The organism is Pseudoxanthomonas sacheonensis (genome assembly GCF_031455975.1).
GTDB lineage: Bacteria > Pseudomonadota > Gammaproteobacteria > Xanthomonadales > Xanthomonadaceae > Pseudoxanthomonas_A > Pseudoxanthomonas_A sacheonensis_A.
The window spans coordinates 898,861-911,217 of record NZ_JAVDTT010000001.1 but is presented as its reverse complement, the minus strand read 5'-3'; the positions used below and the strand labels follow the sequence as shown (position 1 = coordinate 911,217).

Annotated in this window: 9 protein-coding genes; 2 read left to right on the top strand and 7 right to left on the bottom strand. The window is 62.0% G+C overall.

What is annotated here, in order from left to right; all coding sequences use genetic code 11:
* Positions 1 to 10: 10 nt before the first annotated feature.
* A complete protein-coding gene (locus J2W94_RS04100; RefSeq protein ID WP_310090439.1) occupies positions 11 to 727 on the bottom strand; it encodes a 2-phosphosulfolactate phosphatase in 717 nt (238 codons plus the stop codon).
* 186 nt (positions 728 to 913) lie between these two features.
* Here J2W94_RS04100 and J2W94_RS04095 point away from each other — a divergent pair, with 186 nt between their 5' ends.
* Positions 914 to 2,146, top strand: coding sequence for an acyl-CoA dehydrogenase family protein (locus tag J2W94_RS04095; RefSeq protein WP_310090437.1), 1,233 nt, complete (start codon positions 914 to 916; stop codon positions 2,144 to 2,146).
* A gap of 224 nt (positions 2,147 to 2,370) precedes the next feature.
* Positions 2,371 to 3,366, top strand: coding sequence for an NADPH:quinone oxidoreductase family protein (locus tag J2W94_RS04090; RefSeq protein WP_310090433.1), 996 nt, complete (start codon positions 2,371 to 2,373; stop codon positions 3,364 to 3,366).
* Positions 3,367 to 3,481: 115 nt separating this feature from the next.
* Here the strand turns inward: J2W94_RS04090 and J2W94_RS04085 are convergent, their stop codons facing one another.
* The 6 genes from J2W94_RS04085 to J2W94_RS04060 form a co-directional block, all read right to left on the bottom strand.
* Entirely contained in the window at positions 3,482 to 4,216 is a 735-nt protein-coding gene (locus J2W94_RS04085) for an N-acetylmuramoyl-L-alanine amidase (protein ID WP_310090431.1), read from the bottom strand.
* A 167-nt stretch (positions 4,217 to 4,383) separates the two neighbouring features.
* Entirely contained in the window at positions 4,384 to 5,406 is a 1,023-nt protein-coding gene (locus tag J2W94_RS04080) for a serine hydrolase domain-containing protein (RefSeq protein ID WP_310090430.1), read from the bottom strand.
* A 65-nt stretch (positions 5,407 to 5,471) separates the two neighbouring features.
* Positions 5,472 to 6,251: a M15 family metallopeptidase gene (locus J2W94_RS04075; protein ID WP_310090428.1), complete on the bottom strand. Its 780-nt coding sequence runs from the start codon at positions 6,249 to 6,251 to the stop codon at positions 5,472 to 5,474.
* Positions 6,211 to 7,797, bottom strand: coding sequence for a serine hydrolase (locus tag J2W94_RS04070; protein ID WP_310090427.1), 1,587 nt, complete (start codon positions 7,795 to 7,797; stop codon positions 6,211 to 6,213). Before J2W94_RS04070 ends, J2W94_RS04075 begins: the two co-directional genes overlap by 41 nt.
* A gap of 32 nt (positions 7,798 to 7,829) precedes the next feature.
* Positions 7,830 to 9,146 carry a diaminopimelate decarboxylase gene (gene lysA, locus J2W94_RS04065; protein ID WP_310090426.1) on the bottom strand — a complete coding sequence of 439 codons (1,317 nt, stop codon included), beginning with the start codon at positions 9,144 to 9,146 and terminating at the stop codon, positions 7,830 to 7,832.
* 164 nt (positions 9,147 to 9,310) lie between these two features.
* Entirely contained in the window at positions 9,311 to 12,328 is a 3,018-nt protein-coding gene (locus J2W94_RS04060) for a TonB-dependent receptor (RefSeq protein ID WP_310090424.1), read from the bottom strand.
* Between the last annotated feature and the right edge of the window lie 29 nt (positions 12,329 to 12,357).

The window sequence follows — 12,357 nt, the reverse complement described above, 5'->3', positions numbered from 1 at the left end:
ATGCCGGCGTTCACGCCGCCGCCAGCCGCAGGCACCCGTCGTTGAGTTCCGGGACCACGTCGTGCGTATCGAACTGCGCGGCGCAATCGACCTCATGCTGCAGCCCATGCGCTTGCATGATCCGTCCCACCCGCGAGGCGCGCAGGGTGGTCGACGCATCGCAACCGCGATAAAGCAGCACCGCCGCCAGCGCGGCGTCGGTCAGCGCATAGCCGCCGGTGCGTTCGAAGTGCGCGGCGATATGCCCGGCGCCGTAGAAGTCTTCCAGGTTGAAACTGTCGACCGAACCCGCACACAACAACAACACCTGGGTCTGCGGATGCCTGCGCGCGACGTAAGCGGCCAAGGCCGCGCCGTTCAACAGGGCGCCGACATAAACGTGCGCGGCGGCGGCCGCGTTGTGCAAGGCCACGGTGCCGTTGGTGGTGGCGTAGACCAGGGTGGAACCCCGGATACCGGTGTTGGCGAGCGCCAAGGGCGTAGGCGGTCCGAAGCCCGGCAGCCCCTCGGCGAGGTACTCGCCGGCCAGCATCGGTGCGTGCAGACGTGCGGCGATGCGCTGCGCGTCCGCGGCGTCGCGTGCGGGCCAGATGCGATCGATGCCCTGGGCGAAGGCGTGCACGATGGTGGAAGTCGCGAACAGCACGTCGAGCACGATCACTACTTTGTCCTGGAGGCGTGCCGGGTCCAGTTCCTCCTTCTTGAAAAGCACGTGCAGCTTGGGCATCGATGTTTTCTCAAAGTTCCACACAATGGAACTATTGGCCTGCGTATGAACCATCGTACTTAGCCGTCGCCGCTTCGACAAGGCGAAAAATGCTTGCTTGCCAGAACTCCGTTCGCCCTCTTAGGATGCGCTACGATTCTTAGAACCTAGTTCCGTTATATGGAACTATGCTCGCCTGGAGTTCGCATGGATTTCTCTTACAGCCCCAAGGTCGAAAATCTGCGCGCCGAGCTGATGCGCTTTTTCGATGCCTCCCTCTATCCCAATGAGGCCGTGTATCAGCAGCAGGTTCGCCGAAACCGCGCTGCGGGCAATGCCTGGGTACCGGTGCAAGTCATCGAGGACCTGAAGCCCTTGGCGCGCGAGCGCGGTCTGTGGAATCTGTTCCTGCCGAAGTCCTCGCGCGCGCCGCAGGGATTGTCGAACCTCGAATACGCGCCGCTCTGCGAAATCATGGGCCGGGTGATGTGGGCGCCGGAGGTGTTCAACTGCTCGGCGCCGGACACCGGCAACATGGAAACCCTGGAGCGCTACGGCAGCGATGCGCAGAAGGATCGGTGGTTGGAGCCGTTGCTGGCCGGCGATATCCGCTCCGCTTTCCTGATGACAGAACCGGCGGTGGCTTCTTCCGACGCCACCAACATCCAGTGCTCGGTCCGCCGCGACGGCGACGACTACGTGATCAATGGACGCAAGTGGTTCGCTTCCGGCGCCGGCGATCCGCGCTGCGCGCTCTATATCGTCATGGGCAAGACCGATCCGGCCGCGCCGACCCATCAACAGCAATCGATGGTGCTGGTGCCCGCGAACACGCCCGGCATCGAGGTGATCCGCCCGCTGCCGGTATTCGGTTACGACGATGCGCCGCATGGCCACATGGAAATAGAACTGCGCGAGGTGCGTGTGCCCGTCGGCAACCTGCTGTTGGGCGAAGGGCGCGGCTTCGAAATCGCGCAGGGGCGTCTGGGACCCGGCCGCATCCACCATTGCATGCGCACCATAGGCGTCGCCGAGCGCGCGCTGGAGCTGTTATGCAAGCGCGTGCAGTCGCGCGAGGCCTTCGGCAAGCGCATCGCCGACCATTCCGTCTGGCATGAGCGCATCGCCGAAGCGCGCTGCATGATCGAACAGGCGCGTCTGCTCACGCTGAAGGCCGCCTACCTGATGGATACGGTAGGCAACAAGGTCGCACGTGCGGAGATCGCGATGATCAAGGTGGTGGCCCCCAACATGGCCTGCCAGATCATCGACTGGGCCATCCAGGCCCATGGCGGCGCCGGCGTCACCGAAGATTTTCCGCTGGCCGGCCTGTACGCCGGCATCCGCACGCTGCGCATCGCCGACGGTCCCGATGAGGTCCATCGCGGCACCATCGCCCGGCTGGAATTGGCCAAGCATGCGATCCGGTTGGAGCAATGAGCTTGGAGCTCATTGTTGTTCTAGCTAAGGGAATGCCTTGATCCCTTTCCAGCTCTTTGGGTTCGATTCTCCGCCGCCTGCGACGCGAACGTACTGGGTAGGGCGGGCCCTGCCCGCCATGGGCTTGACTCGCGAAAGGCGGCGGGCAGTGCCCGCCCTACTGCTGAAAATACCCCACAGCTTGCAGCGGGTTTGTTTATTTTTGGATTGACAACAGGAACTCTATGAAAGCCATCGTCTGCGAAGCCTGGGGACCTCCCTCCTCGCTGCAGTTGCGTGACCTGTCTTCGCCCATTCCTGGTCCCGCGCAGGTGCTGGTACGCACACGAGTGGCGGCGGTGAATTTTCCCGACGCCTTGATGGTCGCGGGAAAGTACCAGTTCAAACCCGAGCTGCCGTTCTCGCCGGGCGGCGAACTGTCCGGGGAAATCATCGCCGTCGGCAGCGAGGTCAAGCGGTTTGCGGTCGGAAACAAGGTGGTCGGGATCACCATGTTCGGCGCCTATTCCCAAGAGGTGTTGGTCGAGGCGAGCAATATTCTTCCGTTGCCGAACGACATCAGCGACGAGGATCTGGAACTGGCCGGCAGTTTCGTGCTGACCTATGGCACCTCGCTGCACGCATTGAAGGATCGGGCGCAGGCGCAGGCCGGCGAAACTCTGCTGGTGCTCGGTGCCGGCGGCGGCGTGGGTCTTGCCGCGGTGGAAATCGGAAAGCTGTTGGGCATGCGCGTCATCGCCGCCGCGTCCTCGGCGGACAAACTGGCGGCCACGAAGGAACTGGGCGCCGACGAGGCCATCGATTACGCCAGCGAGGACCTGCGGGAACGGATCAAGGCGCTGACCGGCGGACGCGGTGTGGATGTCGTCTACGACCCGGTCGGCGGCGATCTGGCCGAACCGGCGCTGCGCAGCGTGGGCTGGCGCGGACGCTATCTGGTGGTCGGCTTCGCCGCTGGAGACATTCCGAAAATCCCCGCGAACCTGCTACTGCTGAAAGGCAGTTCGCTGGTAGGCGTGTTCTGGGGCGAATTCGTGCGCCGCGAACCCGCGTTGAACGCGGAAAACATGGGCTTGCTGTTCTCTTGGCTGAGGGAACGCAAGATCCATCCGCTGATCTCCGAACGCTACCCGCTTTCGCGGGCATCGGACGCGCTGGACAGGCTGCTTGCGCGCAAAGCGATCGGCAAGCTGGTGGTGCTGCCGCAGCAGGTCGAATAAACAACCTCACGGCAAGCCGTTGTAGGGCGGGCACTGCCCGCCGTCGCCTTTCGCGAACCAAGCTCATGGCGGGCAATGCCCGCCCTACCCCGCAACCCCGTTCTTGAGCTGCTCGCTACTCAGGAATATTCACCAGCGCGTACAGCACGCGCAGATCTTCGATCGACAACTCTGTGGCATCGGCGTCGATTCCGCGGTAATGCAAGCGGAATGCGCGTGTCGCAGCGGCGTAGTCGTCCATCGAATAGCCGAGGATCCTGAGCGCGGACCGGGGATCGAAATTCGCGGGCGGATCGACCAAGGGCCCGCTTGGCCAACGCCCGAAACCGGCTTCGGCAAGCCGTGCCCAGGGAAACAGCGGGCCCGGATCGGTCTTGCGGGTAGGCGCCATATCGGCGTGGGCGATGACCTGGTAGCGCGGAATATCCAGACGCTTGCAGAGGTCCTCCAGCAACACCAGCAGTTTGTCGATCTGTTCGGAGGAAAAGGGCTCGCTGCCGTTATTGTCCAGCTCGATGCCGATGGAAGCGGAATTGACGTCGCTGATCGTCCCCCAGCTGCCGGGACCGGCATGCCATGCACGCCGATCCTCGGCGACCAGCTGGTAGAGCGCGCCGTCGCGGCCGATCAGATAGTGGGAACTGACCGGACCGCCGCTGTTGCGTGTGCGCAGGGTGTGCAGGCTTTGTTCGACCGAATCCTGCGTGGTGGCGTGGATCACGATCAGCGTGGCTTCGCGCGCGTTGTGGTTGGGCGATGGCACCCAGCGCGCCAGCGGATTGTGCGGCGGTGTGTGCGCGCAGCTCGCAAGCAACACCGCCAGTAACGCCGCTCCGACTCGCGGCCACAAGCACCATTTGCTAGAGAACCTCTGAACAACTCGATTGTCATCCCGAGCGCAGCGAGGGATCTGCTGTTTTGCAGGTGGAAACAGGTCCCTCGCTACGCTCGGGATGACAGGACAAGGGTTGTTCAGAGTTCCGCCAATGAAACGGCCTGGATCGCAGCATGCCATGCTCAAGGTTCCTGCTCGATCGCCAGCCCGGCGATCTTCCTGGCGGTCGCATACGGCTCCGGATCGTCCCGGTTGCTGAGCACGATCACCGTCAGGCGCCGCTGCGGATAGCGCACGATCACGTTGCGGAAACCGATGCTTTCGCCCGAATGCCATAGAGTCTCGCCGGTGATGCGCCAGCCGAAACCATAACGGATGTCGGGCTCGTCCGTGTCTATGTGGGGCGCGAACATGAGCTTGCGCGACGGATCGCTCAACAAGCGGTCGTCGTATAGCGCGGCATCCCATTTGGCCAGATCGTCGAGGGAGGAATAGATGCCGCCATCGCCTAACACCGCACTGGTCGTACTTTGGTCGGTGCGGATCCAGCCGGCTGCCGACTCGCTATAGCCGTAGGCCCGGTCGGCGACTGCGGGAACGCCTTCCACGAAGGCCAGTGTGCGCGCCATGCCCAGCGGCTGGAAGATGCGCAACCGCAGGAAGTCGGCGAACGATTGTCCGGAAGCGCGTTCCACCATCAGTGCCAGCAGTGCATAGCCGCTGTTGCTGTAACGATAACCGGTGCCCGGCGGGAAATAGGTTTTCTCCTGGGTTTCCAGCAGGCGCAGCACATCGGCATCGTGCAGCTGTCCGGTGAAATCGGACGGCATCACGTCCTCGTAATCGATCAGGCCGGAACTGTGGGTCAGCAGATGGCGTGCGGTGATGGAGTCGGCCAAGGCCGGCAGCGACGGCAACCAACGCCGTACGCTGTCGTCCAGGCTCACGCGCTCTTCTTCCACCAGCAACAAGATCGCAGCGGCGGTGAACTGTTTGCTGATCGAAGCCAGCCGGTAGTTGGTGGCCGGCGTGGCGGCGATCTTCCGCTCCCTGTCGGCCAGGCCGTAGGCCTTGCGCAGTATGGGAACGCCATCGCGCAGCACCAGCACCGAAGCGCCGGGCGCATCGCCGGCGTAGCTTTCCATCATCGCGTCCACCTTTGCGGCGGGGAATCCATTCTCGGCGATAGCGGAAACAGGCGTCATAAGCATAAGCAGAAGTAGGAGAAGCATACGCATGGAGGGAGTTCCGCACAGACGTGCAAGACAGACTATTCGATGGGGATGTCGTAGAGCGGCGGATCCTCGGAGGCCAGCGTGTAGTGCCACCATTCCATTGGATAGTTCCTGAAACCCTGTTGCGTCATGGCCCGTAGCAGGCGCTGGCGGTTGTCGCGCTGCGCCTGCGTGATCCGTGGCGAATCGGTGTTTGCGAGCGTGTCGAAGAAGTCGAATTCCGTGCCCATGTCCAGCGGAAGGCATCGATTATCCGCTCCGCGACAATCCAGCAAGGTGAGATCCAGGGTGGCGCCGCGGCTATGGCCGGAGACGGGCGCGATGTAGTCGCCGAGCAGTTGGGTCTTGTCTAGATTGGGGTAATAACGCGTTTTGGTGCGCTGGTCCTGCAGATCGGCGGCCCAGCGCACGAAATGGCGAACCGCACGCGCCGGGCGATAGCAATCGAATACTCGCAAACGGAATCCTTCCCTGCGCAACGACTGCTCGACGCGCTGCAGGGCCTGCGCCGCAGGTTCGCGCAGGTAGCAGCGGGCTGCGTTATAGCCTTCTACCGGAACGCCAACGAAATTTTCCGAGCCGGCATAACGGATCTGCTGGGAGATGTCAGGCACCAGAGTGCGGATATCGACCAGTCCGGCTTCGGCGAACGTGCGCGCTGTCGATAGCTCAGGCGACGACGCAGGCGATGGCGTCGGAACGGAGGCGCAGCTCGCGCACGCGAGGGCGATCCACGCGAGCAGCACGGCGCCACGGAGCGCACGCCGCCCCGGCTCACTCACAACCGCGTATCCGTTCGAAGGCCAGGTCTTCATAGTCGTAGCTGAAGTCCGCTTCCGGATCGACCTTGGCTAGGGTCAGCCGGACCGGCTGGGAAGAATCGCCCTTGTGGAAATCCAGCCATGCTTCCGCATCCACGCTGTCGCGGTCCCAGTCCACTAGATACCGGGAACCGCTGCGCATGATGCGGCCGGAGAGCAGCGGCGACTTTTCCGCAACGAAGCGCGCCTGCCCGCCTTCTCGGCAGATGCGCACCTCGCCGAACCAGGGATCGCGATAGACGCCCCACCATTGGGCGAATTGCTCCGACGTGGGCGTCTCGCGCCCGACGGCAGGCTCTGACGTCGCAGGTTGTTTCGATTCGGATTCCTTTGCGAGTTCGTCGGCGTAATACGCCACCCCGCGACTCTCCGCCGGCTTGGTGAATCGCTTCAGCAGCACTTCGTTCAACACCGTGCGCGCCGCTTCCGCTTCCCCGTTGATCAGCACCACGAAACCCGACCGGCGGTCCGGCAACAGGGACATGACCGAATACATGCCCGACAGGGTTCCGGTATGCGACACGGTGTACGCGCCATCGATATCGGCGATGCGCCAGCCGTATCCGTAAGCGTACAGGCGGGTACCGTCCCAGGCGCGGCGGCGAGCGGAGATCGGCATGGGCGTACGCGGAACCCAGGCAGCCTGCCGCTGTTCGGCCGACAACCACGCTTGCTGCGTTGCGTCCGGCGCCAGCCAGTTCTTCGCCCACAGCAGCATGTCGTCGAGACTGCAGCGGATGCCGCCGGCCGCCGCGGAAACCAGCGGATCCACGGTTGCGCCATCCGCCTTGACCACCACGTTGCGGCCATCGACTCGGTTGTGGGGCTGGGCGACGTCGGCGACCTGATCCGAGCGCCACGCGCCCACCCGACATCGCGACAGACCCAGCGGCCGGAACAATTCGCGCTGCACCAGTTCCTCGTAGGAAGCGCCTCCCGCCGCCGCGGCCACTTCGCCAGCCACCACGTACAGAAGGTTGTCGTAGGCATAGCCGGAACGGAAGCTGTAAGCAGGCTTGATATGCGCCAGTCCGGCGATGATGTCGGCGCGGGTGAAACGGTTGGGTTCCGGCCACAGCATCAGGTCGCCGCCACCTTCGGGCAGGCCGCTGTTGTGCACCAGCAGATCCTTGACCTGCATGTTCTGGGTGACCCACGGGTCGTACATGCGGAACGACGGCAGGTATTTGATCACCGGATCTTCCCAGCGCAGCTTGCCCGCGTCGACCAGCCGGGCGAGCACGCTGGCGGTCATGGCCTTGCTGTTGGAAGCGATCTTGAACAGGGTGTTGGAGGTGATGGGCTGGCCGGAACCGCTGCCGATCTCGCCACGGGTTCCCACGTAGACGACCTTGCCGTCCTCGATCACGCCCACAGCGATTCCGGGAAGCTGATAATGGCCGACGACTTCATCGAGGATAGCGTCGAACTCTGCCTGATTGATCGGCGCTGAGGAAGGAATCGTCGTCGGCACGTCGCCGGCAGTCGCGAGCCACGACGCTGGCAAGCCGGCGACGAGCAGGCAGGCGGTAAATGTCATCCTGGACGCAATCGGAAGCCCCTGCCTCGGTTTCATGCGGTTCTCCACAATGTCGCCGCCTGTTCTCCTGCGATCATTTCGTCGAACGACTGCCTACGACGGATCACCGCGTAGCTACCATCGTCGACCAGCACCTCGGCTGCCAACGGCCGCGAGTTGTAGGTGGACGACATCGATGCTCCATAAGCACCCGTGCAACGGATGGCCAGCAGGTCGCCGGCACGGCACTGCGGCAGCTGGCGTCCGATCGCGAAAGTATCGCTGGTTTCGCAGACCGGGCCGACGATGTCGTAGACGGTGCCGGGGCGCAAGTCGTTCCGATCGGATTCTTCGTCGATCAGCTCGATGTCATGCCATGCATCGTACAGACTGGGGCGAAGCAGGTCGTTCATGGCGGCATCGACGATGAGGAAATTGCGGGTCGCGCCCTGCTTGGTGCGAATTACGCGGGTCAGCAGTATTCCCGCTTCGGCCACCAGATAGCGGCCGGGTTCCAGCACGATACGTCCTTCGAATCCAGTCAGCGCTTCGCGGATAGTATGCACGTAGTCACCGACATTCACTGGTTTGTCCCGAGCCCCACGATAGACCACGCCAAGTCCGCCACCCACGTCGATGCTGTTGATCGAGTGCCCAGCCAGGACCAATTCACGCCAGAACACGGACACATGATGCAAAGCCTGACGGAAAGGTTCCAGCTCCAGGATCTGTGAGCCGATATGCACGTGCAGGCCATCCAGTCGGACGTTTTCCTTGCAACTGACCGCAGCGAACCATCGCCGGGCTTCGGTGATGCTGACGCCGAATTTGTTGTCCGATTTTCCGGTGGATATTTTGTCGTGGGTACCGGCATCGACATCGGGATTGATGCGGACCGAAGCCCGCACTATCGCTTCTCGCGTCCGCGCTGCGCGTTGCAGGGCTTCTAGTTCCTCCGACGACTCCACATTGAAGCGTCCCACGCCCACATCGATCGCTTCGCCCATTTCGGCTTCGGTCTTGCCGACGCCGGAAAACACGATGCGATTGGCAGGAATGCCTGCCTTGAGACTACGACGGAGCTCGCCCGACGACACGATATCGGCCCCCAGGCCGCTTTGCGCCATGATCTGCAGAATGGCAAGGCTCGGGTTCGCCTTTACTGCGAAGCAGATCGCGGCGTTCAAGCCATCGAGTGCCGCCTGCAACCCCGATATACGCTGCCGTATCGTATTGGCGGAATAGGCATGGAATGGAGTCGGCAACGCCGCGCCCAACGCGATCAGATCCATACCATCGAAAAGCCGCGGGAACGGCGACTCCAAAGCCTCCTGAGAGGGTGCGGCCACCTGGGCACCTATAAGTTCCATATGCATCGCTCTCCGGTCGCCACGCAACGCCTCATCGTCCGGCCAGAAGCTGCCGCGCACCTACGACCTTGCCGTCAAGGGGCACATCCACGAGGCTCGCAGCACGCTCTATACGTTGGCGCCCGCCTGGCCGGCGGGCGCCAAAGATCTCTTCCTCACTACGATCAGAAGTTCACCGAAACGATGAGCTGTGCATAACGCGGCGCCTGGAAGCCATAGCCTTGTCCGAAGAACTCGTTCAATTGAGGAACGGTCGGATCGTCTTCGTTCATGCCGACACTGGGCTGGAGCTCCTGATCCACTCGAGTCGTGCGCTGGTGGTCGAGCAGGTTGTAAATCGCGAATTTGACGCTCAGATCCGCCGCACCGAACGATTTCAAGTAGGTCACGCTGGCGCCGAGATCGAACGTCCAGGGCATGCGTCCGTAGCCGCCTCGCGGGGATAGCTCGTAGACCTGCTCGGTGATGTCGGCCGCATCGCAGTTGGCTACGCAGATGTAGTAGCTGTGGTACCGGGTGGCGTCGTACGGGTTGCCCGTACCGAAGCCGGTGATCGGCCCGCCTGAGCGTGCGTCGAGCGTGCCTGCGACCTGCCAGTTCTCGTTGAGGGCATAGGATCCCCGCAGCTTCAGCTGATGCCGGTGATCGTTGGCCAAGGGACCCTCGCCATTGAGATTGACCCACGGATCGTCGAAGTTCTCGGTACGGCCGGTATCGCTGAAATTGGTGTCCGAATTGACGGGACCCTCGGCATTGCCTTCACTCCAGGACAGTGTGTAGGAAGCATTGAACTCCCATTTGTCGTCCCATGCGCGGTCGATCTGGAACTCCAACGCCTTATAGGTACGCTTGGGCTTTTCCCAGCCACGCTGACCCAGGTAATTGTCGTTCTCGTCATACATCGCCCAACCTTCCTTGGAGGTGTCTACCGTGATCCAGCCATCGGCGCTGCCATCGCAGTCGGTGTCGCCCCACACCGTGACATCTTCTCCCGGATTGGCCATGACCCATCCCACATAACCATCCGGACCGCACTGACCGGTGGCGCTGATTTCCATATCGTCGATTGCGTTCTCCAGACGGCGGTAAATACCGCGCACGCCCCACGACCACTTGTCGTTGATCATGGTCTGGAAACCAAGGATCAATTCGTCCTGATAGACCGGATCCATATCCCGGTCCACTTCGGAGCGCAGATCGCCCACCGTGCCGTCGCCCTGCGAAACATCCACGGTACCGATCTGAGGACCCAGACGTGGAACTGCGTACTGGTTTCCGTTGAGTTCGCGGATCTCCCAGCCGTCGAACGCATAGTACGTACGCTCGTCCAGCAACGCACCCGCCTGCTTGATATTGATGACGTTGGCCACCGGCAGGAAATAGCGACCGATATTGCCGAACACCTTGGTGGTGCCGTCTCCTTTCACGTCCAAGGAAAAGCCAAGCCGCGGCGCCCACATTTTATCCATCTCGATATACGTGTTTCCTTCGCCGTCCTTGTTATCGAACGCCTCGTGGCGCAGACCCAGATTGAGCACCAGGTTGTCGGTGACCGACCAGTTGTCCTCCAGGTACCAGGCGGAATTGGTGCTCTCGAAAGTTCCGAATATCTCGTTCCTGCGCGCACGCACGTAGCCCGAGTAGCCCGCTGGGACCACGCCGCCGGGCGGATTGGGGATCGAGCTTCCGGCGCTGCCGGGATACACGTTGTAGAAAATCGCACCGGGACCGGCGTAGTACTGGATATGTTCTGAAGTGTTGATCTCATGGTCGAAACCGAAGCGCAACAAATGGTCTCCAAGCGACCATTCGAAATCTGCGCGCGCTTGCTCGCGCGTGTCGTCGCGCGAGAACACAGTGGAATTGGTGCTGCAACCCAAGGGAACCGAAGGCGCTGCGGGAGCTCCACTTGCCCTGACCACGCGGTTGCACTCCAAGTCCAGCAACGAACGGGTGAAAGTGGAGCGCTCGTTCTCGCCGTACATCAATTTCATCGACAGGTTGTCGGTGAAATTGGAAGTCCAGGTAAGCGCCCAGTTGTCGCCGCCGGTATCGCTATATATTTCGTTCCTCTTGGTGCCGACCTGGGTAAGGTCGTAGTCGTAGCCGTACACGTCACCGACGCTTTCGTTCTTGTTTGAGAACGCCATCAAACTGAGGATATTGCTGTCGGTGACGTACCAGTCGATGGTGCCGCCCCAGAACCCGTTTCCGGAATGGTTCTTGGTCAGCGTGGTGCCTTCGTCATTGGTGTTCCAGGGATCGAAGGCCCGTGCCTCATACATGGCGAAGAAGAACAGTCGATCCTTGATCAGTGGACCCGAAGCCCAAACATCCAGCTTGGTCGAACTGTAGTTATCCCGGCTGTTGGTCAGATAGCGTTCGCCATTGAAATAGCGATCTTTCGCTTCCGACTGCCATGCTCGCGGCTCGAAAGTCAGTTCCGCACCCGATTCGAACTCGTTTCCGCCGGAGCGAGCTAGCGCGTTGATGACGCCACCCGTGGTACGGCCGAATTCGACGGAATAGCCGCCGGTCTTGACCTGGAATTCCCTGTAGAAGCCGAAAGGCGCTTCGGAGAATCCGTTCCTGTTGTAGAAATCGGTGACGTTGAGGCCGTTGATATAGGTGGCGTTCTCCGCCACTGACGAGCCGCCGAACGAAATTCCGCCGAAGGAGGATTCCCCTTTGCTCACTCCTGGTGCCATCAAGGCCACGGAAGAAACGTTGCGGTCGACGGGCAGCCGGCGCAATTCTTCAGCGGTGATGTTCAGGGCCGACTCGGTCGAACTGACGTCCACCGGGGTGACGATGCGCGAGCCGATTACCTGGACCGCGGCCATGTTGACCGCGCCATCGCCACCGATGTTGACGGTGGTGGCGTTGCCCAGGGTTACGGCGACCTGCACCGGTTGACCGATCGCCTTTCCATCTCGATTGGTTTGCAGCGAATAGTTTCCCACCGGCAGTTGGGCGAGGCGGTAATTGCCGCTGCTGTCAGCGGTGACGCTGCGGGTGAGGCCTGTCTCCGTATTGGTGATGACTATCTGATCACCGGCACTGGCGCGTCCCGTCACCGAACCCGCGACGTTCTGCGCCCATACTGTGGCCGGCACCATGGACGCCATGCACGCCCCAAGCGCCATATAGAGTGTGGCCTTGCGAAAAATTCTACCGTTCATCCCCGATCTCTCCTGCTGAGTTAGTTGGT

What these genes read in the sequence shown, in the direction of transcription:
- J2W94_RS04080 (WP_310090430.1), bottom strand. Translation starts at nt 5,406, where the DNA reads ATGACGCCTGTTTCCGCTATCGCCGAGAATGGATTCCCCGCCGCAAAG.
- J2W94_RS04060 (WP_310090424.1), bottom strand. Translation starts at nt 12,328, where the DNA reads ATGAACGGTAGAATTTTTCGCAAGGCCACACTCTATATGGCGCTTGGG.
- J2W94_RS04090 (WP_310090433.1), top strand. Translation starts at nt 2,371, where the DNA reads ATGAAAGCCATCGTCTGCGAAGCCTGGGGACCTCCCTCCTCGCTGCAG.
- J2W94_RS04070 (WP_310090427.1), bottom strand. Translation starts at nt 7,797, where the DNA reads ATGACATTTACCGCCTGCCTGCTCGTCGCCGGCTTGCCAGCGTCGTGG.
- J2W94_RS04100 (WP_310090439.1), bottom strand. Translation starts at nt 727, where the DNA reads ATGCCCAAGCTGCACGTGCTTTTCAAGAAGGAGGAACTGGACCCGGCA.
- J2W94_RS04095 (WP_310090437.1), top strand. Translation starts at nt 914, where the DNA reads ATGGATTTCTCTTACAGCCCCAAGGTCGAAAATCTGCGCGCCGAGCTG.
- J2W94_RS04075 (WP_310090428.1), bottom strand. Translation starts at nt 6,251, where the DNA reads ATGAAGACCTGGCCTTCGAACGGATACGCGGTTGTGAGTGAGCCGGGG.
- lysA (WP_310090426.1), bottom strand. Translation starts at nt 9,146, where the DNA reads ATGGAACTTATAGGTGCCCAGGTGGCCGCACCCTCTCAGGAGGCTTTG.